The organism is Synechococcus sp. A15-127, from assembly GCF_014280215.1.
Classification (GTDB): Bacteria; Cyanobacteriota; Cyanobacteriia; order PCC-6307; family Cyanobiaceae; genus Parasynechococcus.
This window is the reverse complement of sequence record NZ_CP047948.1, coordinates 1,261,341-1,288,160: the sequence shown is the minus strand read 5'-3', so window position 1 is coordinate 1,288,160 and position 26,820 is coordinate 1,261,341. Positions and strand designations below refer to the sequence as shown.

Here is a 26,820-nt window from a genome sequence, read left to right as displayed (position 1 = left end):
GCTGCTCTCCACCCAGGCGGCGACGCGTGATGTCCTGGGATGTCGTCGTCTGGGGAGGGGGAACCGGTGGTTGCGCAGCCGCTGTTCAGAGTGCCCGAACCGGGGCCTCCACCTTGCTGCTGACCCCAGGTCACTGGTTGGGTGGAATGCTGAGCGCCGCCGGCGTGAGTGCACCCGATGGCCATGAACTCAGTTGCTGGCAGACCGGCCTGTGGGGCGCTCTGATCCGTGACCTGCAGCAAAGGGTGCCGGAGGGTCTCGATCAGAACTGGGTGAGTTGCTTCGGATTCCGGCCTGATCAGGCGGAAGCGGTTCTTCAGGAGTGGGTTGCAGCCGAGGAGCTGCTGACCTGGTGGCCTGGAACCACTCTGCTGGATGTGGGCCGCCGCGCGGATCGTATCGATGTTCTGACGGTGCGGTATTCAGACGAGAGCATCAGACTCACACCGGAGATCGTTGTCGATGGCAGTGATCTCGGTGATCTGATGGCACGGGCGGAGGTGCCGTTCCGCTGGGGATGGGAGCCCAGGGAGTGTTGGAACGAACCGAGTGCACCACCGCGGCAACAGCTGTCCAGCGATCCGTTCTTCCGGCGTCAACCGGTGCAGTCACCCACCTGGGTCGCGATGGGGCAGCTCACGCAGGCTCATTTGCCCGTGCAGCCGTTGGTTGAACCCCAGGAGCCGTTCCGGGGCTGCCTCGAGACCTTCGGACTAGAACGCACCCTCACCTACGGGCGGCTGCCCGGGGGACTGGTGATGCTGAACTGGCCGAAGCAGGGCAATGACTGGCACATCGACCTGGGCAGGTGCATCAGTCCAGATCCGTCAGAAACAGACGACCTTGCCGTCGCGATGCGGCGTCATAGCCGCGCCTTCCTGGACACATTGCGGGCCTGCTCCGGCGGAGCGCTGGAGGCAGGGTCCGCATTCCCTGGTCCGTTCCCCGAGTTGGCGCTGATGCCCTACTGGCGGGAGGGACGTCGCCTCGTCGGCGATGCGGTGGTCACCGAATGCGACCTGTTGCCTGTGGCGGCTGGTCGGCGCGGTCCCCTGCCTCTGGATTCCTCAGGGCGTTGCACCAGCATCGCCGTGGGCACCTATGCCAATGATCATCACTACCCAGGAGAGGACTGGCCATTGGCTCCCAAGAGCTGCCGCTGGGGCGGCCGCTGGACCGGAACCCCCTTCTGTGTCCCGCTGGCTGCCCTGGTGTCCACGTCGGCGCCGAACCTGCTGATGGCGGACAAGGCCTTCAGCGTCAGTCACATGGCCAACGGAGCCACACGCCTGCAACCTCTGATGCTCAATCTCGGGCAGGCGGCCGGACTGGCGGCAGCCCTTTCCATCCGCAGCGCCACGCTGCCGGCTGAACTGCCGGTGGAGACCGTTCAACACGCCCTTCTGGAGGATCCGGTCGCTCCGGCGGCGGTCCTTCCGCTATGGGAGTGGCCGAGCTGGCATCCGGACTGGGCTCAGGCCCAGCGCCGTGGCCTCTGCCATCCGGATGCCGTCGATGAGCAGGGAAACCTGCACCCGGCACAGGCCTGCGACCTGTTGCGTCCGCAGCCTGACGGCGCCCCATGCCCCGGTCCTGCCAGACGTTTCCAGGGCAGGTTGTTTCACGGCCCGGATGGCGCTCTTCGACTCAGTTGCGGCCAGGGGGATCAGACCTTGATCACCCTGGAACCGGCCGTGAATCAGCGGTTGATGGCCATGCGCGACGCTGAACCGGTGGAACTGATCGCCGCCGTGAATCCATGGGGGCCCTGGCTGCGGGTGATTCAGGTGCTCGATGCCTCCAGCTGAATCCGCAGCTCGCCCTGATCCGCATCCACATGCTGGATGCTCATCTGCAGGGACTGACCCGGTTTGGGATCGACCCCTTCCGCCACACCCACCAGATCCATCGCCAGGTCCGCGACATGCACCAGCGCCAATCGATCCTGGGGCCGCAGCCAGCGCAGGAAGAGCGCTGTCCAGGTCTGCTCGCGATGCATGCTCAGCCAGACCTGCTGCCAGTGACGCTGGTCCTCCCGACTGATCTGAATCCCCTGTCGCAACGGTGAGTCCAGATCCCCGATCAGCTCCCCGATCCGGTCCTTGTCGAGCGGTGTCTGGCCTTCAAGGCTGGCGATGAGCTGTCTGTGGCTGAGCAGATCTGCGTAGCGCCGGATCGGGGAGGTGGCCTGGACGTAACTGGCCAGGCCGAGACTGAAATGGGGCATTGGGGTGGTGCCCTGAACGCCACGGCTGAGACAGCGCTTGATCGCAGCATCACGGGCCGGCCCTTCGGGAAGTGCCTGCAGCTCGGCCGGTGATGGCAGATCTGCCGGAGGTTGACTGCGGAAGGGCAGTGCCAGATCGTGTCGCACCCCGAAATCAGCCACCACGGCCCCCATCAGCAGCATCGCTTCGCTGACCATCCGTCTGGCGGCCGATGGTTCGATCACCTGGAGTGCCGGACCATCCTCCAGACGTCGGAACCTCCCTTCCGGTCGATCGAATCCGATCGCCCCCTGACGTTCGCGCCACTGCTGGCGACGAAGCAACAGCAGCGAGAGATCGGCAAGATCCTCATCCCCAGGCGGGGCCAGTTCGATCAGTTCATCACCATCGTCGTAGCTGAGGCCGTAGCGAGGTTGAACCCAGCTTCGGCAGATCTTGCTCTCCTGCACCGCACCCTCTGCGTCGAGCCGAACGCCGGCACTCAGGGCAGCGCATCTCTGACCGGCCCGCAGGCTCAACACGTCGGCGGCGAGGCTGAAAGGGAGCATCGGTCGCACCCCTTCCGCCAGATAGAGACTTGTGGCCCTGCGCCTTGCCTCCAGATCCAGTGGGCTGTCCGCTTCGATCAGCCGAGCAGGATCAGCGATGTGGATCCAGATCCAATCTCCCTGGGGATCGCGCATCAGGGAGAGGCCGTCGTCGATCTCGCGTGTGCCGCTGTCATCCAACGTGTACACCCGATGATCGGCGAGATCCAGACGCATGGGATCACCCGGTTGAGGGCGTTCCGAACACAGTTTGAGGTCTTCTGCCGCTTCCAGCAGCTCCGGTTCGAACGTTGCCGACCAGACACTCCCCCGCAGACCTGCCGGTTGATCGGGATCGAGCAGGTCCCGTTGCATCAGCCACTGCCTCAGGCTGCGACGCGATGCCTCGATCGAGAGTTGCTGCATCTGTTCGCAGGCATTCGCATCGGCGAGCAACAGGCGTTCATCTCCAAGCGCCAGCTCCTGCAGTCGTTCAAGGGTTCTGCGCCACTCCGGATCAAGCTGTTCGCGCAGATCGGCGCTCAGCGGTCGCGGTGAACGCAGCAGATCCAGTTGCCGCTTCTGGCGTTGAAGCAGCAATCTCTGCTGCTTGTTTCTGCCGCGCTGGCGCTGGATCTCCGTGAGTGGGCGCACCTGCAGTGAACGATCCCGTCGCAGCCGGAACCACAGCTGCGGCCCATGCAACCAGTCCCAGACCGCCGCGATGGAAGCCAGGGTGACGGAGGCCATCACCAGATCGGCGAGTTCCACCATGGACAGGCAGGGCAGATCGCCGTCAGAACCTTTGTGATCGCTGATCAGCAACCACCAGGTTTCTGCCACGGCTCGCGCACTGACGCCACAGTCCTGAATGGCTTCAGGCGTCGGCAGTGGCTGACGCGATGCAGCCGGCTCAAGCCCTGCGATCACCGTCAGATCCCTCTGAGGCAGTTCCTGATCGCGACGCTGACCGCCGAAGCCGATGCTCGCTCGACTGCCCCTGGAAGACAGAACACGACCGATCAGGGGCTGTCCCCTGAGGACGAGCCCGACAATCGCATCTGTCTGAATGGCTGGCTTCAACGGTGGCCGATCAGCCTTCAGGATTCACGAACGGCAGCAGCGCGACGATCCGCGCACGCTTCACAGCATTGGTGAGATCACGCTGCTGTTTGGCTGTCAGACCGGTGAGACGGCGAGGGAGGATCTTGCCCCGCTCCGTGATGAATTTCTTGAGCAGATCCACATCCTTGTAATCGATGGGATCGCCGGGCTTGATCGGAGAAAGACGCTTCTTGAAGAAGGAGCTGGACATGAGTCAGGAACAGTTGAAAAGCAGGGTGAGCAAAAGGCTCACTTGATCTCCTTATGGAGCGTCATCTTGTTGAGTTGAGGGCAGAACTTCATCAGCTCAAGCCTTTCAGTGGTGTTCCGGCGGTTCTTCTCGGTCGTGTAACGGGACACGCCAGGGGAGCGCTTTTCGGAAGCGGGAACGGACCGGCATTCGGTGCACTCGAGAGTGACAACGATCCGGACGCCCTTGTTCTTGGCCATAAAGGACGTAGCGCCGCAGGTGCGAAGCGGATTGACAAACAAAGATCTTACCCGCTGACGCGGCTGGGACCTTCCACCGACGCTTCTTAGGATCACGCGTGCTTCCTGCCTTCCCCCATGCGGGTCTCCCTCTCCTGGTTACAACAACTGGTCCAGGTGAACGATTCCGTCGATGCACTGGCGGATCGTCTCTCCATGGCAGGGTTCGAGGTGGACGAGATCGATGATCTGAGCGCCCGGGCCCGGGGAGTCGTGGTCGGGAAGGTGATCGAACGGGAGAAACATCCCGATGCCGACAAACTCAGTGTCTGCCGTGTTGATGTCGGAGCAGCGGAGCCGCTCCAGATCGTCTGCGGTGCCGCCAACGTCCGGGCCGGGATCCATGTCCCGGTGGCCAGGGTCGGAGCCGAACTGCCGGCGGTCAAGCTCACCATCAAGGCCGGTGAGCTGCGTGGCGTCGCCAGCAACGGAATGATCTGCTCCCTGTCGGAACTGGGGCTGGAGAACGACTCGGACGGCATCGCCGTTCTGGATGATCTGGTGGAGGGAACGCTCCAGCCTGGTGCTGCGGCGGCCTCTGTGCTGGGTCTGGATGACACCGTGCTCGATCTCGCGATCACAGCGAACCGGCCCGACGGTCTTTCCATGGTGGGCATCGCCCGTGAGGTCGCCGCCCTCACGGGCGCTCCGCTCAACCTGCCGGCCCTCACGTTGAATCCGGATCACCAGTCGCTGAACACCTCCGAGGCCAGTGACGCGGCCATGCGGCGGGGTGGCCTCTATGGCCTGACCTCGATCGAGGCCATCGACGGTTCCATCAGTTCACCCGCATGGGTGAAGGATCGCCTGGAACGCGCCGGCATCAATCGCGTCAATGCCGTGGTCGACGTCACCAACGTGGTGATGCTCGAGCAGGGCCAGCCCCTGCATGCCTTTGACGCTGATGCCCTGGAACAGCTGACCGGCCAGCCGGTGGATGCCGCCAGCTTCGGACTGCGACAGGCCCGTGAGGGCGAAGCGTTCACCGGACTGGATGACCGAGAGCTCGTCCTTGACCCGAGGGCACAGGTGGTGACCTGCCACGACCGTCCGGTGGCTCTGGCCGGGGTCATCGGCAGTCGCGAGAGCGGCGTCACCGAGGCGACTCGGCGCATCTGGCTGGAATCCGCGATGTTCACGCCCTCCTCCGTTCGTGAAACGGCCCGGTCCGTCGGCCTCCGCACAGATGCCAGCGCCCGTTTCGAGAAGGGACTGCCGAAGGATCTCACCCTGGCCTGCAGCGTCCGTGCCGTTGAACTGCTTGAGGATCTGTTCCGCTGCCGGGTCACGGGGCGCTGGGTGTGCGGCGATGTGTCGCCCGACTCGAAGCCTGTTCTGCTGCGACGTGAAGCCCTGCAGCGTCTGCTCGGATCACTGGAGTCGCAGGAGGAGGTCCGGCCTCTGCAGGATGCGGAGATCGAACGCTGCCTGACGGCCCTCGGTTGTGAGCTAACGGCGAAGGATGAGGGCTGGCAGGTGATCGCACCACCCTCACGCCGACAGGATCTCTGCCGCGAAGTCGATCTGATCGAGGAGGTGGCCCGTCTCGTGGGCTTCGATCGCTTCGGATCCCATCTGCCTGATCCGATCGTCCCGGGACGCCTCACACCGATCCAGCAGGCCGAACGCCGTCTGCGTCGCCTGTTCAGTGGCTGTGGTCTTCAGGAGATCACCACGCTGTCGCTGGTCGGTCCCAGTGAAACGGAAAACCGGATCCCGCTCACGAATCCTCTGCTGGCGGAAACCAGCCACCTGCGCACCAACCTCTGGGAAGAACACCTTCAGGTCTGCGTGCGCAATCTGAAGGCGTCCCAGACGGGCTGCTGGATCTTCGAGCTCGGTCACACCTTCAGCGGCCAAGCCGATGCCGTCGACCAGTCCGCTTCTCTCAGCGGCATGATCTGCGGCGAACGTCGACTGGAACGCTGGTCCAGCAGCGGTAAACCCGTGCACCTCGATTATTTCCAGGCACGTGGCGTCCTGGGCGAGGTGATGCAGGCGCTGAAGCTGGAGGTCAGTGACCGACGACTCGACAGCGACGCCCGTCTGCACCCCGGCCGTGCGGCGACGCTGATCCTTGAAGGTCGACCGTTCGGATGCTTCGGGCAGCTGCATCCCGCTCTGGCCGAAGCCCATGATCTGCCGGAGGCCACCTACCTGTTCGAACTGGATCTCAGCCGCGTTCTCGAGGCTGCGACCCGCAGCAACCGTTGGGTGACAGGGTTCCGTCCATTCCCAACGGTGCCCTTCAGCGAACGGGATCTGGCGTTGGTGGTGGATCAACAGTGTCCGTCGTCCGATCTGATGCAGGCCATCCGCAAAGCCGGAAAGCCTTTGCTTGAACAGGTGGAGCTCATCGACCGCTTTGAAGGCGATCAACTGGGAGCCGGTAAGGCGAGCCAGGCGTTCCGTCTGCGCTACCGCGGCAAGTCAACGCTTAAGGACGAGGAGGTGCAGCCGGTGCACGAAAAGATCCGGAAGGCTCTGGAGAAGCAGTTCGGGGCTGAGCTCAGGAGCTGATGCGTTTCAGCAGCGCCAGGCTTTCCAGATGGCTGGTCTGCGGGAAGAAGTCAATGGGTTGGAGGCGTTCCAGCCGGTAGCAACCGGACGGCCCCACCAGCCGGCGCAGATCCCTGGCCTGCGTTGCGGCATCACAACTGAGATAGGCCAGCAGCGGTGGTGGAGATCCGAGGATCGCTTCGATCACTCGATCGTCCAGCCCACGTCGCGGTGGGTCCAGCACGAGGCCATCACAGCCGGCCAGTGCCTGGCCGAGATGGTCAGCGACATCCCCGGCGACGAACCGACACCGGTCGTGCAGCCCGTTCATCCGCGCGTTGCTGCAGGCCTGTTCGATTGAATCCGGATTCAGTTCCACCCCCACCAGATCAAATCCGGCTGCAGCGAGAGGGAGGCTGATGGTTCCGATGCCGCAGTAGGCATCAACAAGACAGCCCGAGTCCAGTTCAGCGGAGAACCAATCGCGGATGAGGCCGACGATTCGCTCGGCCTGGGGCGTGTTGATCTGAAAGAAGGTGGTGGTGCCCAGGGAGAGGCTGAGGCCGCAGAAGCGTTCTTCGATGCAGGGGCTACCGCCGAGCAACCGTGTCTCCGCTCCGAGGATCAGGTTGCTGCGTTTCGGTTGCAGGTTCAGGGTCACCCCACGCACGCTCGTCCAGCGGCTCATCCAGCGGGTTGCCAGTTCCCGGAGTCCGGGCAGATCCTCGCGGCTGCTGATCAGGCTGATCAGCACCTCTCCGGTGTGATGACCGATGCGCAGACCCAGATGACGCAGGCCATCACGGCCCTGAAGATCATGATCAGCGGGAAGAGCGCTGCGCTCCAGATCCCGTTTCAGCGGCTCCAGCAGGGGGTCCAGCCGTGAATCAAGCACCGGACAGCGATTCAGATTGACAATCCGATGGCTTCCGCGCCGGAAATACCCCATGCGCAGACGTCCATCCGGTTCCCGTCGCAGCGGAATCAGTGCCCGGTTGCGATAGCCGAGACAACGGTCACGATTCACCAGGACGGCTTCGGGCTCGTGGGAGAGCGACCCGACGCGCTGAAGGGTCTGCTCGAGTGATCGTTGTTTCCACTGCGTCTGAGCGCCGTCCTGCCAGTGCTGGAGAGTGCAGCCTCCGCAGTCCTTCGCCAGGATGCATGGACTGGATCGCCGTTCGGGGGAATGGTGCTGCAACTCCAGTCGCCGACTGAGCCACTGAGCCTTCTGACGCTGTTGCAGCTGAACCCTGGCCCGCTCTCCGGGAAGCAGATCCGGGACCACCACGACCCAGGTGTTCCAACGGGCCAATCCACGGCCTTCACGGTCAAGGTCGATTGCCTCGAGATCGATGATCAGACCGGGACGGGGAACCTGCGGGTCCTGATCGTGTCCGTCGCAGTCAGGCATTGCAATGGCGTAACACCGGGCTCTGCATCAGCGGAGGACCCACGTGAGACCACTAAACTCCACTGAGCCTGTTCTGTTCCATGAGCGTCGTCCGGGATCTCATCCTTCAGGCAGATGAGGATCTGCGGTATCCGACCAGCGGAGAACTCCGCTCGATGGTCGACTTTCTCGGCCAGGGTGCCATGCGCATCTCTGTGGTCAGGGTGCTGACCGACAACGAGAAGAAGATCGTGGATGAAGCCGCCAAACAGCTCTTTCTGCGCAAGCCTGAGTACGTGGCACCCGGCGGTAACGCCTACGGTCAGCGTCAGCGTGCGCAGTGTCTGCGCGATTACAGCTGGTACCTGCGGCTGGTGACCTACGGCGTCCTCGCCGGCAGCACTGAAATGATCCAGGACATCGGTCTGGTCGGTGCCCGTGAGATGTACAACAGCCTCGGGGTACCCATGCCCGGAATGGTGCAAGCGATGAAAACGATGAAGGCCGCAGCCCTGTCACTCCTCTCTGAGCAGCAGAGCATGGTGGCTGGTCCGTACTTCGATTTTCTGATCCAGGGGATGCAGACCTCCACCTGATCCCGTCGCCATAGTCTCAGTCGAGACACATCCCTGGTCCCATAACGGGTCCAGGGATTTTTTTATGAGATCGACAGATCATCTTGCGATTCGCCAACGAGACTCAAAAACAGACTCATGCCTTGTCTTGAATGCGACGCATGATGGACGAGATTCATCGCATTTTGACTTTCTCAAGCTTGCGTATCTGTGTCTACAGCAGGTACGCATGCCGTTTGAACCTCGTTTTCACTGGGTTCTAGAGCGGCCGTTCAATCTCTGGACTGGAGGTGGACGTCGTTCTTCAGGATCACAATCAGAGTTTTCTGCGGAAGACTGTCGTTGACGAGGACTGGCAGGTTGCTGCAGGTGAAATCATGCAAAATCAATTGTTAATATCTACTCGGCAATCTCATGTGAGACCCGAGCCTGGTCTTGCTGCAGGACTATGTCAAGAATGCTGCGATGGCATTGCCCTGGCGCTTCACTAGTCTTCGACGAGCCTTGATCCGGTTCGTGCCGACCACACTCCTTGAGCGACGTTTTGAGCGCATGATCTGGCGGTTCCGGCTGATCAGCATCGTGCCAGTGCTGCTGAGTCTGCTTGGAAGCATTGGTTGCTTTGCGATTGGTGCCATCGAGGTGCTCTCTGCGTTCTGGCGTTTGTTGAGTCACCCGATCGGCAGTTCGTCGTTGCAGGCCAAATCGATTGCTCAGATGGTTGGAGGTGTGGATTACTTCGTGATCGGTATTGCTTTGCTGATTTTTGGATATGGCATCTATGAGCTCGTGATTTCAGACCTGGACCCCCGTCATGAAGGTGATGATGAGCAGCACGCCAATCTGCTCTCGGTCAGCAGCCTGGAAAGCCTGAAGCACAATCTCACCAACGTCATTGTTGTGGCTCTGATTGTTTCCGCTTTCAAGAAGATGATCGACTTCGAAGTCAATAACTCTCTGGAGCTCCTGGCGCTCTGCGGCTGCGTCGCGATGCTCGCTCTCAGCGCCTGGTTGATCGTTCGCAGCCATTCGGAGACGGAATCAAACCAGTCTCGTTCATCTCACAAAAGACGCTGGTCAAGACCTGTCATGCGTCGCAGGTGAGACGCATGATCTAGCTCTGACGGTACAGCTCCCGGAGCAGGCGGTAGGCCTCATTGAGTCGGCGCATCGATTCGGTTGAGCCACCGGCGTCCGGATGCTCATCGAGGGCGCGGGTCTTGTAAGCCTCTCGGATCGAGTTCAGCGTCACCGATGCTCCAGCCTGCGTTGACAGGCCAAGGAGTTTCAAAGCTCCATGCACGGTCATGGTCGACTCCAGAGTCTCGAAGGAGGTCACCTGTCGACTGCGCCGGAAGCGATTCACGAAACGCCGAACCAGCGTTGGCATGCGCTCCGCCAGGAATGCCGTTGCAAAGGGATCCTCCAGGGCACCGGCGACGACCATCACACGAGCGAGGGACGGTTCCGCAAGGTTCCATTCGGGGCAAAGCTCCTGAATCGCCGCGTTGGCCGCTGTCCAGGTGAACGGTCGTCCGTCGCTGGCATCAACGCTTGGCCAGAGGTCTCGGCCCAGCCAGAGCATCGCCGCTTCCACGACGGTCTCGCCGGGATCCTGGCCGTACAGAGATCGCCAATGTTCCTCAGCCGCCCCACCGGCCGCGATCAGATCGTCATGGCTGACCGGCGAGAGCAGAGGGTCCGCCTGAGAACGTCCAGACGGTCTGGGATCGGACAGGGACTCCTTCAGCTGTGTCGTGCGGCGACGCACGAAACCGGGCAGATCAATACCGACTGACGCACTGGCCCCTGGAGACACCGACGATGGCAGCGAGGGCTCCGACGTTTCGTTCTCATCAGCCGTTCGGCCGATGAGAACCAGGCTGCTGGCATCGGATGAATCCTGAGGATCGTCGCTTGTTGATGGTTCGCTCGGCTGCGGAACCGGATCGGCGTCTTCGGCGTCCGCGCTGCAGACGAGATCCTCCAGCAGAGTTTCCAGCACCTTGCCGCGGGAACGCACCCCGAACTCCTTCTTCAACCGGTCGAGGACGTCGACATACCGTCCAGCCAGCATCAGTGTGATCTGTCGTTTCGCGGACTCCTCGTCAGCCAATCAGACGTCACTGCTGCCGGAAGGTTATCGACCCTGAAGGGTCCGCAGCCATTGCTGCTGTGTGCGGATCGCATCCGACTGCATCGCATCAACCGAAGGCACGATCGCCGGGATCGGTGGTGGTGGTGGCGGTGGCAACGGCTGAGTCGTCTTGGTCGTGGGTTTCGGTTTTGATTGGTTGGCCGTCTTGGTCGGTGTCGTCAGATTCGGGGGGGGTGCCTTCGGGTTCACCTTGCGTGCTTTCTGCTCCGCAAGCTTCTTCTGTGCGGCACGCTGCTGTTCCTGCCGTCTGTGCAGCATCGCCAGTTGCTGCACAGGAACCACGCTGAGCAGGTGACCCGGTGTCGCATCGGCGGGGTAGACCAGGCTCACTTTCACCGGATTGATCTGCCCCTCTTTCAGGCGCAGGTCAGTGAGAGCGAGACTTTCCCCTGATTTCAGGCCGACATGCACCTCCTTGGCACCCTGATCCGATTCAATGCGAATGGACCCTCTGAAGGCCGTGAAGGGCTTCTTGCCAGAGATCACTGGATGGCTCATCACCAGTTGATGTTGTCCTGATCCGGACAGGTTCAGGGAGACGTCGTAGCGGACGCCGTAGGTCCCGACGTTGTCGAGAGCGGAATCGAGCATGCGTGTCGTCAACTGGTTGACCTGCACATCTCGGGTTCCGAAGTTGTGACGCTCCGTGCTGGTGAGCGGCACATGCAGAGATCCGCGTCGCAGATCGTGCTTGATCGATGCCTGATAGGAATCCCCGAGCGCGACTCCGGCGACGCGCGAGAAGATCTTCCGCTGCTGAATCTCTCGGACCCGATCGAGATACACCCGTCCGGGTGCGAGGCGACCTGCATCGAGCACCGCGATCAGTTCAGCGTCCAGCTTGGTTTCCTCAGCAGCGATGACCGCCATCGTGAACGGCCCGTCGCTCCGTCCACGCAGCAACCCATTGGCAATGCCCCGTGCCGGCAGCACCGTGCTCACCACCACTGCCCGACCGCGGGAAGGAATCGTGATGCTGCGTTCAAGACGTCGATCCAGTTCATTGCGAAGCATCTGGACCGCCGTGGCGTCACCGGGGCCTGTGTTCCATGGACGTTTGCCCAATGGCTTGACCCCCATCAGGTTGTTGGGGTGATATGGCGCCTCGAAGCTGTTCTTGACGGATCCCCGATCAAAACTGAGGGTGACGGGACGTTCGCCGGGATTGGAGGCGATCAGGGCCAATGTGAGCAGTCCGCGCTTTCGACGGCCGCCCAGCTTGTTCTTGTCGTCCGGGTAATACTTGTGGTGCATGTGAACGCCGAATTCACCGTCGAAGGTGTATTCGGCATTGCGCAGCGGTTGGTTGGTTTCCGCGGCGATGGCCGCCCCCTGCGCAGTGTCAACAAGAATCCCCGGCCCCGTCACGATCTCAGGCTGATTGGAGTGGAGAACCGGCACGTTGTTGAACCGACCGTTGAGGGCTCTCGCCCTCTGACCGGCCATCAGGGCGACGTAGGACCGTGCGGGCGTCGGCAGGCTCACTTCCAGGAGCGTGCCGGCACCAGTGGCCAGGATCAGAACCAGCAGTAAATCTCGCCTGATCGCCATGAACCAAGGTGCTCAGAGGCTTGCCGATCGATGCCGGCCTCCTTTGAAACCCACTCGACAGTGGCTAAAGGTAATGCGCCTGACATCCCTCGCCAAGCACATGCGTCCGGAACGCATCCACAGATCATTTCCGCCAGGATCGTCACGGTGATTCCTTCTGAGATGTTCCCGCCCCTCTGCTGCGATTCCGGTGTTGATCAGGCCAGCCGCCGTCGCCATCACCAATCCCGCAAGATGGCCATGCTGAGCTTCTGGCGTGATGGTCTGGAGCGTCAGCTCGCTGCTGTCACCGCTGCGATGGACACTCTGCAGCGGCAGATCGATCGGGATGCTCAGTCTGATAGCTGACTCTGCTTCAGAGCTGCCGACAGGCTGCCGAGCCCGCGTTTGACGCGACGCTGAATCGTCATCGCCGAAACACCGCTGTCTCTGGCGACTGCACGCAGAGAGGCCCCCTGCAGGACCACCCGCACAATCGCGTCCCGTTCATGTCCGGGAAGATCGTTCAGGGCTTTGTGCACCTGGTTGCGTCGATCCTCTGCAACCAGATCAATCAGATGGTCCTGACCTGAATCTGCGGCAACATCGTAAAGGTCACACCATCGGGATTTGTTCCGATACCGCGCCACCATCAGCTGCTCCTTGGCATCCAGCTGATCGATCGGTTGCCGGCAGAGCCGCTGAGCCTGCTCCTCGACACGACGCGGAAGCCGTATCAGCGCTGATCGATCCCGCAGGTAATGAAGGATCGCACCGCGGATATGCGGTCGCGCGAAGGCCTGGAAGGGAACCGGGCCGCCGACCTGATAGGCCGACGAGGCCTTGATCAGCCCGAGCATCCCCACCTGGGTGAGATCCTCGCCGCATTGGCCGCTGCGCCTGGCGAAGCTTAGAGCGATCGGTCTGACCAGCTGGAGATGCTCCTCCACTCTCCGGTTGCGCCTGTGAATTGCTGTTGATGTCTTGATGGTGGGTTGTTTCGAAGGATCCGGGACGTCGTAGGCGACTCCCTACCTCCAGCGATGCCTCAATGACAGTCAGGCCGCATCCGTGATTCCACGGACGTTTCTGAAATCACGGATGGTTCCGTGCCACCTGTCGCAACAACTCCTCCGGGCCCACCGCGGTCAGCCAGTCTCGATCAGAGCTCTCCGTGGCCAGCAGATATCCAGCGAAGCCGAGAGCGTTGACGCTGAAGCCGTGCACACCGTCTCTCGACCGTCGCACCAGAGCCATCCAGTCCCTGCAGAGAAGGATGTTGTAGGGATGCCGGGGCCTGTCCATCTCTTCGGGACTGCCGATTCCCAGGCTTCGGCAGAGGTTCCGGTACGTGGCGGAGAGTCGTTCGCCGCTGCAGGCGGCCGCGTCCATCGCTGCCACGGCGCAGCTCTGCTCCAGCAGATCACCATCCGACCTGCAGGGTCGTGACGAGCGCATCCGGTACCAACGGTCCCGAGGACACACGGCCTGGCCGACATGCCTTGGCAGCAGCTGCAGATGTCGATGCGGCTGACTGGCCCCTGCATCCGGGCCACTGTTGAAGAACCAGAGCCCTGTCGTGTCGCTGTCCACGGAGGCAAGAGCCTGCCAGTCCCGCTCCATCAGCCATCCCGACTGAGGAGCCCACTCGGATGTGATCAGAAGCATGTGACCGATCTGGACCGGAAACTTGTTGAGAATCAGGGTGTGGTGTTCTCCGACCGAACGGACCGCCAGCCGTTGATCCCACGGTCGAAATGGATTCGGACGCGGACCCGCTGCCCGCAGGTGCTTCGGTGTGGTTCCAGTGAGATGCCGCAGCTCAAAGTCCAAGCCATCCGCCCCGGCCAGGGCGTGGACGCTGGTGGGCAGCGGCACCAGCGCTGATGCCGCCAGAGCCGTCTCGCTGCAGGCCAGAGCCTGCTTCCAGATCTGCTCAGTTCCCATCGATCCGTAAGCGGGCCAGAGAAGCGCCCTGGTAGTAGCTGCCGAGGATCTCGTTGTACTTCAGTCCCCTGGAGGCCAGCTCCTGCGCTCCCGTCTGGCTCATGCTGGCTCCGAGATGCCCGTGGGCCTCGGCACTGATGGTGCTGTTGGCGGCGTAGAGGCTCTCCACGATTCCTCCGTCGTAGCTGAGGATGATGCCCTGCGTGTCTCTGGCTGCCCTCAGCGTGCGCTCGCTGACGCCCTGATCTCCTGAAAAGACCTGCCACCGTGTCGTGTCACCCAGGTGGTAATCAGAGGAGGCGGGGCGGGCGAGATGGGCCATCGCGTAGGAGCGGGCCGCCACAGCCTGGGCCTTGAGTGCTTCCATCTCCCAGTAGGCCGGCATTTCCCCACCGACCACAGAGGCGATGTAGTCCTCCAGATCCAGTTCGTTCACCCCCAACCAGCCCTCCCCACGATTGATCAGGTGCAGGGCGTCTCCGTACGTCCTGTTGTTGATCCTCAGGCGCCCTCCCCGGCAGTGGAACTGGCCCGTCTGCCCCGTGCTGATGACGATCTCGAGCTGCTGACTGTCGAGGACGCGTCCGTCAGAAAGGCTGCAGCGGCAACCTGCGATGGGTGTCAGGGATCGGATCGGTGCCTGACTGAGGAGTGCCACTCGGATGGGCAGCGTCACAGGGCCTTGCGGCTCCGGGATCTCCGGAATGATGCGTGGTCGCGTTGCCGTCACGGAGGAGTCCCCTGCCGCGTTGGGTTGTTCAGTTGGGCGCGGGGGGGCCTGAAGCAGGTCCAGAAGCCGTGCGGACGTTGCGGTGGATGCACGGGGCTTGAAGAAGGGACTGTGCGAGCGGCCCATCGACCACGCCCCGGCTAGGACCGCCCCAGTGATCCCTGCGAGCATGAGGGTGCGCTGTGGAGAGACCGGCACGTTGCAGCCAGGCTGGACTCCCGAATCATCGCCGAAATCACTTAGACGACACGGGCATTCAGAGCACCGATCGTGTCAACAGCGGATCCTGCCTCTTGGCGTGGCCTTGCCCTGGTCGTCGGGACCGGGGGGATCGGAACAGCGATGGCCTCAACGCTCCGCCGCAGATGTCCGGATCTCACGCTGCTGACCGCCGGTCGCAGTGGCCCCCCGCTTCAGGATCTGCGACTGGATCTGGAGGATGACGATTCCCTGGATGTTCTGGCTTCACAGCTGGCGGGGACCGAACTGCCGCTGCGGCTGGTGTTCAACTGCAGCGGACGTCTGCATGGCCCTGATCTGGCCCCGGAGAAGAGGCTCCGCCAGGTTGAACGCCGACAACTCAGTGAACAGTTCGGCATCAATGCGATCGCTCCGGTTCTGCTGGCCAAGGCCGTGGAACCCTTACTCCGGCGCGATCAGCCCTTTCACTTCGCCAGTCTCAGTGCCCGGGTCGGAAGCATCACTGACAACCGCAGTGGCGGCTGGTATGGATACAGGGCGGCAAAGGCAGCACAGAATCAGCTGCTGCGCTGCCTCAGCATCGAATGGTCGAGGCGCTGGCCACGGGCCACCGTCAGCCTGTTCCACCCCGGAACCACCGACACGGACCTGTCGCGGCCCTTTCATGGTTTCGTCCCGCCGGAGCAGCTGTTCCCTCCTCAGCGGTCAGCGGACCATCTGGTGGACCTGCTGCTGCAGCAGACCCCTGAGCAGTCCGGGCAGTTTCTTGCCTGGGACGGTCAGGTCATCCCCTGGTGAGCATGTTCCCGGAGCTGCTCCAGGCTCACCACCGCCAATGCCGACTCCTCCGTCGCCTCAAGCCGCACCGGAGGGGCCATGCCGTCGTCGTAAGCCTGTTTCCAGCGCGGCGCGCAGACGCACCAGTGATCTCCGGGCTTCAGGCCGGGGAATCGGAAGGCCGGCACCGGGGTGGACAGGTCATTTCCCTGCGCCTTGCTGTACGTCAGGAAGGATTCGCTCATCACACAGCAGATGCTGTGCTGGCCGAGATCCGTGGGATCGGTTTCGCAGAAACCGTTGCGATACCAGCCGGTCATCGGCTGACAGCCGCATGGCACCAGGGCCTCTCCGAGAACGTTTCTGGCGGTTGAAGTTGCAGGGCTGCTGCTGGTCATCCGAACAGTCCAGATGCAAGGAGTCTGCCGAAGGAGTGGCACATTTCGACGTCAGACGGTTGACGGACCCCTGGGGGAAGGCGTTAAAGGTCGTTCAGTCATGTCCACTCGATGGATTGGGAGTTCACCGAAGACGCCGCCTTTCTTGCGCTTTGCGACGCCTTTCGCGAGAGCGGTGAGAGCTCGGCGATCGAGTTCCTGGCCAACGGGGAGGGAGCGTTTCATTTTCAGGATCTGGCTCAGAATGCTGCCGGCGAAGGCATTGATCTGAGCGAATCGAATGCCCTCGACGAGTTTCAGCAGGAAGTGATCGACACCATGGAGAAGCTCTGCCAGGACTGATTCGACCGAGCTCGAAGGGAGCCTTCAGCTGAAGTAGAAGGCGATCTCCTTGGCCTTGAGGCCGTCCCAGCCGGCCTCGACCAGTCGCTGATTGAGAGCAGCCTGATCGAAATGCTTGGCGCCGGTCTTGACCACGCGGTTCCGCATGGACTTGAGCACACCGCTGCGGGCACGCTGTCTCTCCAGATCCATCACCTCGTTGTAGAGACTGAGCATCTCCTGGGGGATGGGGCTGCCATCGAGATCAACGCCCGCCTGGATGGCGGCATCCACGCCGTCGGGTCCGGCAATCGCCATGGTCTTCAAAAAGAGGCGATTCAGGTTATGCGCTGAAATAGCGCGCCTGGCTGTGGATCGTCACGAGAGCGGTCGTGCTCTGTTCCGGTGCCAGCTGATCGCTGGCATCCATGGTCAGACCGATTCTCTCCGCGTCGAGCCAGGCCAGTTGCTGCCTTGAATCGGCCACATTCGGACAGGCGGGATATCCGAAGGAGTAGCGACTGCCGCGGTACCGCTGCGCCAGAACATCCCGCAGAGGCATGTCGGAGGGATCGGCAAAACCGAGTTCCGTCCGGATCCGCGCATGCACCCACTCGGCCAGAGCTTCCGCCATCTGCACGGCGAGACCGTGGAAATAGAGGTAGTCGCTGTAGCGATCGCCTTGAAACAGATCCTGGGCCACTTCACTGGCACGTTCCCCCATGGTGACCGCCTGCATCGGAAGAACATCGGCCGGACGGCCATCAGATCCGAGGTCCTGGAAGAAGTCAGCGATGCAGTAACGGTTCCCGGAACGTTGACGCGGTAGATCGAAGCGCCCCAGCTCCTCGGCACCGTTCACGTCGAAGACACGCAGGCTGTTGCCGTCTCTTCCGACGGGGAAATAGCCGTAGGCAACCCGCGGGGTGAGCAGCTTCTCATCCAGACAACGGGCCATCCACTGCTTCAGGACCGGCTCCGCGTTCTCAGCCAGCATCGCGTCGTACTCCTCACGGCTCTGCTTCTGGGTTTTGCGGATCTGCCACTGCCCGGCGAACAGAGCATTGCGATCCAGGTACGGGAACACCTCTTCAAGGCCGATCTGAGCCTCGTCCAGCAGAGCCGAACCCAGGAAGGGAGGCGTCGCAGCCGGCTCGGCAGGCACCGCCTCCGAGCGTTCGGTGCTCACCGGGGTCTGAGGCTGTTTGGGAGTGTCCTTCGGGGCTGAACTGCCGTTGCTGCTGCTGGTCTCCTCGGCTTCCGGCTCGTCCAGCCCGACACCCTGCGGTGCTCCCTTCAGGAATCCGGTGGTGTTGCTCCAGCAGTCGTCCTGCCCCTTCGCCTCCATGAGCGCATCCATGAAACGCAGATCGGCGAAGGCATCCCGTCCGTACACCACCTTTCCGTTGTAGACCTCGCGGCAGTCCTTCTGAACGAACCGAGGCGTCAGTGCAGCGCCTCCGAGAATCACGGGAACGTCGATGCCCGCCTCATTGAAGGCGCTGAGGTTGTCCTTCATGAAGGCGGTCGACTTCACCAGAAGGCCGCTCATCGCGATGCAGTCGGCCTTGTGTTCGTGCTGGGCCTCGATGATCGCTTCACAGCTCTGTTTGATGCCGAGATTGACGACCTCGTAGCCGTTATTGGTGAGGATGATGTCCACCAGGTTCTTGCCGATGTCGTGGACATCGCCTTTGACAGTGGCGATGAGGAACTTGCCTTTGCTGCTGCTCTCTCCCTCGCTCTTCTCCATGTGCGGCTCCAGGAAGGCCACCGCTGATTTCATCGTCTCGGCGCTCTGGAGCACGAAAGGCAGCTGCATCTGACCGCTGCCGAACAACTCACCCACCACCTTCATGCCATCCAGCAGGAAGGTGTTGACGATGTGCAGCGGCTTGTAGCTGGTCAGGCCTTCCTTCAGGGCCGTTTCCAGACCGATCCGCTCACCATCGATGATGTGCTGCTTCAGACGTTCTTCCACAGGAAGGTCGGCCAGGGATGGTCCGGATGCCCGCGCTTCCTTGGTGCTCACACCCTCGAACAGCTTGGTGAGCTCGGTGAGGGGGTCGTAAACGCAGATGCCGTCGTCGAAGCGACGTTTGTCGTTGATCAGATCACGGCACACCGTCTGATGGTCTTCGCTGATCTTGATCAGCGGCAAGATCTTGGCGGGGCTGACGATCGCGGCATCCATGCCGGCCTGGCAGCAGTCGTGAAGGAAAACGGAGTTGAGTGTGATCCGTGCGGCAGGTGAGAGCCCGAAACTGACGTTGCTCACCCCCAGCACCACATGCACGCCGGGGAGGTTCTCGCGGATCAGCCGGATCGCGTCCACGGTCGCCTTGCCGTTGAGTCGGTCCTCCTCAATCCCGGTGGAGATGGGCAGGGCCAGAGGGTCATAGAAAATCTCCTCAGCAGGGATGCCGAACTCCAGGGCATCGCGATACGCGCGCTGGGCGATGGCGAACTTCTGCTCAGCTGTCCGGGCCATGCCGTCTTCATCGATCGTGCCGACAACGACACCGGCGCCATAGCGGCGTGCAAGGTCAAGCACCTTGAAAAAGCGCTCATCCCCGTCTTCGTAGTTGGTGGAGTTGAGGATGCACTTGCCGCCGGCCACCTTGAGGCCGGCTTCCATCTTCTGCCACTCGGTGGAGTCAAGCATCAGTGGCAGGTTGACGTTGGTGACGAGACGGCTCACCAGTTCGTGCATGTCCCGCTCGCCGTCTCGTCCGACGTAGTCGACGTTGACGTCCAGGACGTGGGCGTTCTCCTTCACCTGACCGCGGGCCACGGAGACCAGTCCGTCCCAGTCCTCCTCCGCCAGCAGCTCTCGCACTTTGCGGCTGCCGCTGGCATTGAGTCGCTCTCCGATGATCAGGAACGAATTGTCCTGGTGATACGGCGTGATTCCGTAGATCGAGGCCGCGGACGGCTCACTGCTGCGACGGCTCCGTTCCGCCGGGTTCAGTTCCGCGGATAGCTCCGAGAGTGCGCTGATGTGGGCAGGTGTGGTGCCGCAGCAACCGCCGATCACCTGCACTCCCAGGTCCTCCACGAAGTGCATCAGCTGCATTTTCAGTTCCGTCGGCGTCAGACGGTAATGAGCCACACCGCCGATGTTCTCTGGAAGACCGGCATTGGGAATGCAGCTCACGGTGAAGGGTGAATGCTCCGAGAGGTAGCGGATGTGCTCTTTCATCTGCTCCGGTCCCGTCGCGCAGTTCAGCCCGAGAATGTCGATGGGAAATGGCTTAAGGATCGACACCACAGCGGCGATGTCGGATCCCACCAGCATCGTGCCGGTGGTCTCCATGGTCACCGACACCATCAGGGCACGGCGTTCACCGGCGGCTTCGAAAGCCTCCTCGATTCCCTGCAGTGCCGCCTTGATCTGGAGAACGTCCTGACAGGTCTCGACGATGAACAGATCGACATCGCCGGCGATCAGGCCCTCCGCCTGTTCCCGGAAGGAAGCGCGCATCGTGTCGAAATCGATGTGGCCGAGGGTGGGCAGTTTGGTGGTGGGTCCCATGGAACCAGCCACGAAGCGTGGTTTCTCAGCGGTGCTGTACTGATCCGCCATCTCCCGGGCGAGTTCCGCCGCCTTCTTGTTCAGGGCATGGGCGTGATCCTCCAGGCCGTATTCGGCCAGAACGATCGAGGCGGCACCGAAGGTGTCGGTCTCGATCACATCGCATCCCGCCTCCAGAAACTGGCGATGCACCGCCTGAACGGCATCCGGCCGGGTGACCACCAGGTTCTCGTTGCAACCCTCCAGTTCAAGACCGCCGAAGTCATCAGCCGTCAGATCCATCTGCTGCAGGCTGGTTCCGGTGGCCCCATCGAAGACGAGCACGGGACGTCGGGGACCGTTCAGGTGGCTGAGAAAACGGGAATTCGCCACGGATGTGGTGGTCACCGTCGCTGCCATGGAACCTTTCCAGTAGTCGCCGACTCTAAGAAAAGTCCGTGGCGAGCATCCCCTGAACTCAGATGCTGATCCGGGTCACCCAGTGCTCGAAGGCCGGATCCCGTCCTTCTGTGATCGCGATCAGTCTGGTGCGGAGCGACTCCATCACGGGCCTGTCGGTGCCCAGTGTGGTGGATTCGATCTGGCGGATCGGAGTGATCTTGGCGGCTGTACCGGTGAGGAAGACTTCGTCGGCGATGAACAGCTCCGTCTTGTCGACAGGCCTCTGGATCACCCGGATGCCCATGGTTTCCGCCAATTCGATGACGCTGGCACGGGTGATGCCCTCCAGGATGTCCTGTTCGACGCCAGGCGTGATCAGCTCGCCATCGCGCACGAGGAAGAGGTTCATGCCGCTGGCCTCGCTGACCTTGCCGCGACTGTTGAGCAGCAGCGCTTCGTCGAACCCGCTCTGCACTGCTTCGGTCTTGGCCAGAGAGCTGGTGATGTAAGCGCCGCTGATCTTGCCCCGCAGGGGCAGGGAGCGATCCTCCTGGCGTGTCCAGCTGCTGATGCGACAGCTGACTCCCTCCGGTGAGAGGTAGTCGCCGAGCGGCAGGCCATAGATGAGAAAGTCTGTCTCGATCTGATGCAGCCGGGGCGCGATGCCGAGATCGCTGGTGTAGACGAAGGGCCGCAGATAGATCGGCTGCTGAGGTTTGTTCGCCTGCAGCATGGCGGTCAGTGCGGAGAGGATTGTCTCCTCGCTGAGCTCTGTGAGCAGCAGTCGGGCACTCTGACTGAGCCGGCGTGCATGGCGATCGGCCCGGAACAGCAACATCGTGCCGGCCTGAGTGGGGTCGGGGATGGCCCGCATGCCCCCGAACGCTCCAGTGCCGTAGTGCAGGGCGTGGGTCGCGATGGAGATCCTGGCGTCCTCGAAGGGCACGCACTGGCCCTGGAACCAGGCGTAGGGCAGGAACTGATGCATCGCTGTGGAGCCCGATGGCTGAATCTTCTCACCCACCGGGCAGGAGAATGTCCGCATGCATCGTCTCGCCACCTGTCCCGGGGTCGATCCACCGGAGGACGTTGTGCTGGTGGAGCAGCCGCCGGCGGATGTGCTCTTCCTGACGAGTGCCGGAACCGATCTCACCTGTCTGTCCCGGGCGTTGGCACGTCCAGCCGCTGAAGCGGTGTTCCGAACCACGATTCGCGGGCTCGCTCTGGACTGTCTAGGCCACCCGGCCCAGCTCGATCACTACCTGAGCACCACTGCCGCGAAGGCCAGGGCAATCGTGGTGCGCCTCCTCGGTGGCCGGGGTCACTGGAGCTACGGACTTGAACAGCTGCAGGGCTGGTGCTCGGCCGCATCCGATCGCGAGCTGGTGATCCTGGCCGGTACCGCTGATCAGGACATTCATCTTCACGAACTGGGCTCGATCGATGCCGATCTGGCCGGTCGTCTGGCCGCTTGTCTGCGCGAGGGAGGCGAGCGGAACATGCTGCAGCTGCTGGCGGTTCTGCAGCGTCTGCTGGACGGCGAATCACAGCCGGAGGATGCCGGCAGCGTGCATCCGATGCCCGACCCATCGCCCTGGGACTGGCAGTCCGACGCTGGGCCGCGCATCGGAGTCGTCCTCTACCGCGCGTTGTTTCAGAGCGGTGACCTGCGTCTTGCGGAAGCCCTGACTGCGGCGCTGCGATGTCAGGGCCTCTGTCCACGTCTTCTGTGGGTGAGCAGCCTGCGTGATGCCGCCGTCCAGCGCGGAGTGAAGGACCTGCTGCGCCGCGAACAGGTTGAGGTCGTGATCTGTGGCACGGCCTTCGCATCCGTGCGCAGTGCTGATGCCGGGTTCGGCAGTCCGCTCTGGGATGACCTGGATCTGCCGGTGCTTCAGCTGCTGATCAGCGGACGAAGCCGGGAGGAATGGCTCGCGGGCAGCCGCGGACTGACACCGCTGGACCTCACGCTCCAGGTGGTCATGCCGGAGCTGGATGCCCGTCTCTGCACGCGGCCCTGCGGTTTCCGTGATCTGCGCACGGATGATCCCCGACTCGCCACCGCGATTCCGGGAGTGGTTCCCGATGACGACGGCATCCGCTGGCTCGTGGATCATGCCCGGCGTTGGGTGTTGCTGAGAGAGACCGACGCCAATCAACGGCGGGTGGCCTTGGTGCTGGCGAACTATCCGGTGCGTGACGGTCGGCTGGCCAACGGGGTGGGACTCGACACCCCCGCCAGCTGTCTGTCCATCCTGCAGTGGCTTCAGCAGGAGGGAATGGCGCTGGGTCGGGAACCGCTCCCCTGTGATGGCCAAGCACTGATGCAGAGCCTGCTCGCTGGTCGCACCAATGCTCCGGAGAGCCTGAATCGTCAGCCACTAGATCATCTGAGCCTCTCCGACTACCAGCGGTGGTGGGACTCCGTCCCCCCCGAGGCCCGTCAACGCATCGAGGAGCGCTGGGGGCCGCCGGACAGGGCCTGTGACCTGGAGCCCGGGCTCGGCTTTCCCGTGCACGGACTCCGATTCGGTCATGTGGTGGTGCTGATTCAGCCAGACCGCGGCTATGACGCGGATCAGATCGCGGATCTGCACTCACCGGATCTGCCACCACCCCATCGCTATCTCGCGCAGTACCTGTGGTTGAGGGAGCGGCATGGGACGCACCTGATGCTGCACGTGGGCAAACATGGCAGCGCTGAATGGCTGCCGGGCAAATCCGTTGGACTGAGCGCTGGCTGTGCGCCTCAGCTGGCGCTCGGGGCCATTCCGCATCTCTACCCCTTCATCGTCAATGACCCGGGGGAGGGATCGCAGGCCAAACGGCGTGGCCACGCCGTGATCGTGGATCACCTGACCCCTCCCCTGGGCCGGGCCGGCCTGCACGGTCCTCTGCAGAGGCTTGAGGGGCTGCTGGATGAACTGGTGGAGGCTCGCCAGATGGGGGCCGCACGAAGCGCCGACTTGGAGCAGCAGGTGCTGAAGACACTGCGGCATCTGGACTGGCCCGGTCTGCCGGATCCAGAGCAAGACGATTCCGATTCAGCGGCTCTGGATCTCGCTCTGGATGCAGCCGAGACCTATCTCTGCGAGCTGAAGGAAGCCCAGATCAGGACAGGTCTGCATCGTCTCGGAACCCGCCCGTCTGCGGGGGCAGAACTGGAACTGCTGATCGCCCTGGCGCGGCCGCCGAGTCGGCAGGGTCCAGGCCTGACCCAGGCGCTGGCTCGGGTGGTCGGTCTCGCGTTCGATCCCTGGTCTGATGAAGACGGTGAACCGCTGTCAGCGGAGGACCAGCAGCTTCTGGGAGAGCTCGGTTGCACGCGTGCGCGCCGCGTGGGGGATGGCACGGCCTGGCTCGAGAACCAGGCCATGGTTCTGGTGAGCCTGCTGGTCGGCCAGGGATCCGGAAGCGACCTGTCCGCTCCGATCCACGACTGGTCGGAACGGACCCCCCGGGATCCGGTACTGGAGCGATTGCTCATCAGGCTGTGGCCGGATCTCATCCGTTGTGCGGATCAGGAGCGACACGCCTTGATCAGCGGTGCCGCCGGAGGCCGTGTTCCGGCTGGACCGTCGGGAGCGCCGACCCGAGGACGGCCCGATGTGCTTCCCACCGGCCGCAATTTCTACTCCGTTGATCTGAGGGGCCTGCCCACCGAGGCGGCCTGGGATCTGGGTCGCCGCTCGGCTGAACAGCTGCTGGATCTGCACCTGCTGGAGGAAGGAGAGCCGCTGCGGCATCTGGCACTGTCTGTGTGGGGGACGGCCACCATGCGCAACGGCGGCGAGGACATCGCCCAGTTGCTGGCTCTGATCGGGGTCCGTCCCGTCTGGGATGGACCGACCCGTCGGATGGTCGATCTGGAGCTGATCCCGTTGTCTCTGCTGGGAAGGCCGAGGGTCGATGTGCTGCTGCGCATCTCAGGGTTGTTCCGTGATGCCTTCCCCCAGTTGGTGGCCTGGGTTGATCGCGCTCAGCGCCTTGTGGCGGCACAGGACGAACCGGAGGAGGCCAATCCCCTGGCGGAGCTCTCGCGGCGAGAGGGTCCCCAGGGTCGGATCTTCGGATCGGCCCCGGGAGCCTACGGAGCCGGATTGCAGGCAGTGATCGACAGCGGTGCCTGGGAGGACCGGGGAGATCTGGCCGAGGCCTTTCTGAGCTGGAGTCAGTGGCGGTACGACGAAGGTGGTCAGGGCGTGAAAGACCGCACCGGACTGGAATCAGCCCTGAGTCGCGTGCAGGTGGTGCTGCACAACCAGGACAACCGCGAACACGATCTGCTCGATTCCGATGATTACTACCAGTTCCACGGGGGGCTGGCTGCTGCGGTGGAACACCAGCGTGGGCAACCCGCTCAGATGTGGTTCGGCGACCACTCCCGCCGGGAGAGACCCCGCCTGCACCGGCTGGAGAAAGAAATCGACAAGGTGATGCGCAGCCGTCTGCTCAACCCCCGCTGGATCACGGGAATGCAGCAGCACGGATACAAGGGGGCCTTCGAGATGGGGGCGAGTCTTGACTACCTGTTCGCCTACGACGCCGCCACGGATCGTGTTCCTGACTGGTGCTATGGAGCCCTCAGCGATCAATGGCTCGCGGATGATCGAACCATTGAGTTCCTGATGTCGAGCAATCCCTGGGTGCTGCGTGACATGGCGGAACGTCTGCTCGAGGCGTCCAACCGCGGTCTGTGGCAATCAGCTCAGGCCAAGCAGCTGCAGCGGCTGAGCCACCTGGTGCACCGCAGTGAGGCCTGCATCGAACAGGGCGGACCTACTTGTTGAGATCCCTGACCATCTGACGGAATGGATCGATCGAGCCAGCGGGGTTCTGACCTCCGGCGTTGCCGGGCTTGGTCACCTCCGGCTCTGACTTCAGAGATTCCTTGCGACCGACAGGAGCGGCGTCCGCGCTCGACGGCACGTTGACTCCAGTTACGGCAGCACCCTTGAGACGCTGCTTCATCTCGGCGGTGCTGACCTGTTCGGCAAAGGTCTTCTTGACAGGCTTCGGGACACCGCCGACAGGACTGACCGGTACCTCCTCCTTCTTCACGACACCACCGAGGCCGTCACTGCGGCGGGTCACCTGTTCGGTCTCCGCTGCCACCACACTCACCCGTTCCTTCGTGCCGGGGGAATCGGCCGTACCAGGGAAGGTGCGGCGGATCGTCTTTGATTCGCGCATGTAGTCGCGGTCCCCCAGGGAGGAGGAGGAGTCGGAATCGAGGAAGAAGGCTTCCGCCTTTTCAGCCTTCTCAGGTCGCGACTTAATCGGCTTGGAGTCTTCGGAGCCACTGTTGACGAAACTCTTGACTCGATCAAATAAACCCATGCCGAGTGGATCTGACTTGCGTCGAACTTAGCGGCCGCTCAGGTCGATTCCGTGACTGTCGGTGCCACACGTACGCAAAAGGCCAAGTTCACGGAGCTGCCGGTCGATCGTTTCGCAGATCAAAGGGCTTGGTCGCCAGTGGGGCTGCATCTCATAGTCGTACCAGGCTTCAGCTCCATCGAATCCGAGTCGGGCGGCCTCCTCGATGAGCACGTCATGGCCGAGTCGGTAGCGGGCCGGATGGGCCAGCACGGCAAGCCCGCCCGCCGCGTGAATCGCCCGGACCACGCTCTCGGCACGCAATGCTTCACCGACCACGGCATCACCGCGGTTGTAGCGCTGCAGATCCCGGTGATTCAGTTCGAAGCCGAGCGCCAGCACGTGGACCAGACAACCCTTCAGCAGGGCGCTGATCTCCATGCCGCTCCACAGGGTGGGCACGGTCCGGCCCGATTCCCGTTGCCGTGACAACCAGTCACGCATGGCGTGATGCGCATGGGAGCTGTGGTGATCGGTCACCGCCAGGTGCGTCAGGCCCCGCTCCGTTGCCTGGGTGATCAGGTCCTCAGGGGTGAGACTTCCATCGCTGCAGATGGTGTGGCAGTGGAAGTTCAGCGTCCCGGGGCAACTGGAGGAACCGACCTGCTCCAGCACCGTGCTCAGAGGGTGATCAGTGCGCGTTGGCAT

The 26,820-nt window shown here is 62.7% G+C and carries 23 protein-coding genes; 8 read left to right on the top strand and 15 right to left on the bottom strand.

Annotated elements, in window-relative coordinates:
• Nucleotides 1-29 precede the first annotated feature (29 nt).
• Nucleotides 30-1,808: an FAD-dependent oxidoreductase gene (locus SynA15127_RS06675; RefSeq protein ID WP_186483405.1), complete on the top strand. Its 1,779-nt coding sequence runs from the start codon at nt 30-32 to the stop codon at nt 1,806-1,808.
• Here SynA15127_RS06675 and SynA15127_RS06670 read toward each other — a convergent pair.
• The 3 genes from SynA15127_RS06670 to rpmG are packed head-to-tail and all read right to left on the bottom strand — an operon-like array spanning nt 1,784 to nt 4,309.
• Complete coding sequence (locus tag SynA15127_RS06670) at nt 1,784-3,838, bottom strand: ribonuclease catalytic domain-containing protein (RefSeq protein ID WP_186483404.1); 2,055 nt, start codon at nt 3,836-3,838, stop codon at nt 1,784-1,786. The two genes, SynA15127_RS06675 and SynA15127_RS06670, sit on opposite strands and share 25 nt — an antisense overlap.
• A gap of 10 nt (nt 3,839-3,848) precedes the next feature.
• Nucleotides 3,849-4,070: a 30S ribosomal protein S18 gene (gene rpsR, locus SynA15127_RS06665; protein ID WP_006041316.1), complete on the bottom strand. Its 222-nt coding sequence runs from the start codon at nt 4,068-4,070 to the stop codon at nt 3,849-3,851.
• A gap of 38 nt (nt 4,071-4,108) precedes the next feature.
• Entirely contained in the window at nt 4,109-4,309 is a 201-nt protein-coding gene (rpmG, locus tag SynA15127_RS06660; RefSeq protein WP_028952014.1) for a 50S ribosomal protein L33, read from the bottom strand.
• 117 nt (nt 4,310-4,426) lie between these two features.
• Between rpmG and pheT the strand changes: the two genes are divergently transcribed.
• The gene (gene pheT / locus SynA15127_RS06655; protein ID WP_186483403.1) at nt 4,427-6,868 is read left to right on the top strand and encodes a phenylalanine--tRNA ligase subunit beta; all 2,442 of its coding nucleotides are present in this window, start codon (nt 4,427-4,429) and stop codon (nt 6,866-6,868) included.
• Here the strand turns inward: pheT and rlmD are convergent.
• Entirely contained in the window at nt 6,858-8,261 is a 1,404-nt protein-coding gene (gene rlmD, locus SynA15127_RS06650) for a 23S rRNA (uracil(1939)-C(5))-methyltransferase RlmD (RefSeq protein ID WP_186483402.1), read from the bottom strand. The two genes, pheT and rlmD, sit on opposite strands and share 11 nt — an antisense overlap.
• Before the next feature lie 80 nt (nt 8,262-8,341).
• Here rlmD and apcD point away from each other — a divergent pair, with 80 nt between their 5' ends.
• Together apcD and SynA15127_RS06640 are read left to right on the top strand one after the other, a co-directional pair.
• The gene (apcD, locus tag SynA15127_RS06645; RefSeq protein WP_186483401.1) at nt 8,342-8,836 is read left to right on the top strand and encodes an allophycocyanin subunit alpha-B; all 495 of its coding nucleotides are present in this window, start codon (nt 8,342-8,344) and stop codon (nt 8,834-8,836) included.
• 414 nt (nt 8,837-9,250) lie between these two features.
• Nucleotides 9,251-9,919, top strand: a complete 669-nt coding sequence (locus SynA15127_RS06640) for a YqhA family protein (protein ID WP_370593968.1) — start codon at nt 9,251-9,253, stop codon at nt 9,917-9,919.
• A 10-nt stretch (nt 9,920-9,929) separates the two neighbouring features.
• On the opposite strand, the gene SynA15127_RS06635 is transcribed toward SynA15127_RS06640, so the two are convergent.
• Entirely contained in the window at nt 9,930-10,892 is a 963-nt protein-coding gene (locus tag SynA15127_RS06635) for a molecular chaperone DnaJ (protein ID WP_186483400.1), read from the bottom strand.
• A 63-nt stretch (nt 10,893-10,955) separates the two neighbouring features.
• The gene (locus tag SynA15127_RS06630; protein ID WP_186483399.1) at nt 10,956-12,524 is read right to left on the bottom strand and encodes a DUF3370 family protein; all 1,569 of its coding nucleotides are present in this window, start codon (nt 12,522-12,524) and stop codon (nt 10,956-10,958) included.
• Between the two features lie 162 nt (nt 12,525-12,686).
• Here SynA15127_RS06630 and SynA15127_RS06625 point away from each other — a divergent pair, with 162 nt between their 5' ends.
• The gene (locus tag SynA15127_RS06625; protein WP_186483398.1) at nt 12,687-12,872 is read left to right on the top strand and encodes a sigma factor SigF; all 186 of its coding nucleotides are present in this window, start codon (nt 12,687-12,689) and stop codon (nt 12,870-12,872) included.
• Here SynA15127_RS06625 and SynA15127_RS06620 read toward each other — a convergent pair.
• From SynA15127_RS06620 to SynA15127_RS06610, 3 genes are all read right to left on the bottom strand, one after another.
• Nucleotides 12,857-13,453 (bottom strand): sigma-70 family RNA polymerase sigma factor, encoded by a 597-nt coding sequence (locus SynA15127_RS06620; protein ID WP_255475419.1) that lies wholly within the window; start codon nt 13,451-13,453, stop codon nt 12,857-12,859. The two genes, SynA15127_RS06625 and SynA15127_RS06620, sit on opposite strands and share 16 nt — an antisense overlap.
• A gap of 145 nt (nt 13,454-13,598) precedes the next feature.
• The gene (locus SynA15127_RS06615; RefSeq protein ID WP_186483397.1) at nt 13,599-14,450 is read right to left on the bottom strand and encodes a DUF4922 domain-containing protein; all 852 of its coding nucleotides are present in this window, start codon (nt 14,448-14,450) and stop codon (nt 13,599-13,601) included.
• Entirely contained in the window at nt 14,440-15,378 is a 939-nt protein-coding gene (locus SynA15127_RS06610; protein ID WP_255475418.1) for a SpoIID/LytB domain-containing protein, read from the bottom strand. Before SynA15127_RS06610 ends, SynA15127_RS06615 begins: the two co-directional genes overlap by 11 nt.
• A gap of 72 nt (nt 15,379-15,450) precedes the next feature.
• Here SynA15127_RS06610 and SynA15127_RS06605 point away from each other — a divergent pair, with 72 nt between their 5' ends.
• Entirely contained in the window at nt 15,451-16,179 is a 729-nt protein-coding gene (locus SynA15127_RS06605; RefSeq protein ID WP_370593967.1) for an SDR family NAD(P)-dependent oxidoreductase, read from the top strand.
• Here the strand turns inward: SynA15127_RS06605 and SynA15127_RS06600 are convergent.
• Nucleotides 16,161-16,556, bottom strand: a complete 396-nt coding sequence (locus SynA15127_RS06600) for a DUF2237 family protein (protein ID WP_186485490.1) — start codon at nt 16,554-16,556, stop codon at nt 16,161-16,163. The two genes, SynA15127_RS06605 and SynA15127_RS06600, sit on opposite strands and share 19 nt — an antisense overlap.
• Nucleotides 16,557-16,667: 111 nt before the next feature.
• Here SynA15127_RS06600 and SynA15127_RS06595 point away from each other — a divergent pair, with 111 nt between their 5' ends.
• A complete protein-coding gene (locus tag SynA15127_RS06595) occupies nt 16,668-16,898 on the top strand; it encodes a hypothetical protein (protein ID WP_043691123.1) in 231 nt (76 codons plus the stop codon).
• 24 nt (nt 16,899-16,922) lie between these two features.
• Here SynA15127_RS06595 and SynA15127_RS06590 read toward each other — a convergent pair whose 3' ends face one another.
• Genes SynA15127_RS06590 through SynA15127_RS06580 form a run of 3 tightly spaced genes read right to left on the bottom strand, consistent with a single transcriptional unit; the run spans nt 16,923 to nt 21,781 of the window.
• The gene (locus SynA15127_RS06590) at nt 16,923-17,195 is read right to left on the bottom strand and encodes a DUF4090 family protein (RefSeq protein ID WP_186485489.1); all 273 of its coding nucleotides are present in this window, start codon (nt 17,193-17,195) and stop codon (nt 16,923-16,925) included.
• Nucleotides 17,196-17,220: 25 nt separating this feature from the next.
• Nucleotides 17,221-20,811 (bottom strand): methionine synthase, encoded by a 3,591-nt coding sequence (gene metH / locus SynA15127_RS06585; protein ID WP_186485488.1) that lies wholly within the window; start codon nt 20,809-20,811, stop codon nt 17,221-17,223.
• Nucleotides 20,812-20,869: 58 nt separating this feature from the next.
• The gene (locus SynA15127_RS06580) at nt 20,870-21,781 is read right to left on the bottom strand and encodes a branched-chain amino acid transaminase (protein ID WP_186485614.1); all 912 of its coding nucleotides are present in this window, start codon (nt 21,779-21,781) and stop codon (nt 20,870-20,872) included.
• Nucleotides 21,782-21,836: 55 nt separating this feature from the next.
• Here SynA15127_RS06580 and cobN point away from each other — a divergent pair, with 55 nt between their 5' ends.
• A complete protein-coding gene (gene cobN, locus SynA15127_RS06575) occupies nt 21,837-25,583 on the top strand; it encodes a cobaltochelatase subunit CobN (RefSeq protein WP_186485487.1) in 3,747 nt (1,248 codons plus the stop codon).
• Here the strand turns inward: cobN and SynA15127_RS06570 are convergent.
• Both SynA15127_RS06570 and SynA15127_RS06565 read right to left on the bottom strand, forming a co-directional pair.
• On the bottom strand, nt 25,573-26,133 hold the full coding sequence (locus SynA15127_RS06570) for a hypothetical protein (protein ID WP_186485486.1): 561 nt from the start codon (nt 26,131-26,133) through the stop codon (nt 25,573-25,575). The two genes, cobN and SynA15127_RS06570, sit on opposite strands and share 11 nt — an antisense overlap.
• 27 nt (nt 26,134-26,160) lie before the next feature.
• Entirely contained in the window at nt 26,161-26,820 is a 660-nt protein-coding gene (locus SynA15127_RS06565; RefSeq protein ID WP_186485485.1) for a PHP domain-containing protein, read from the bottom strand.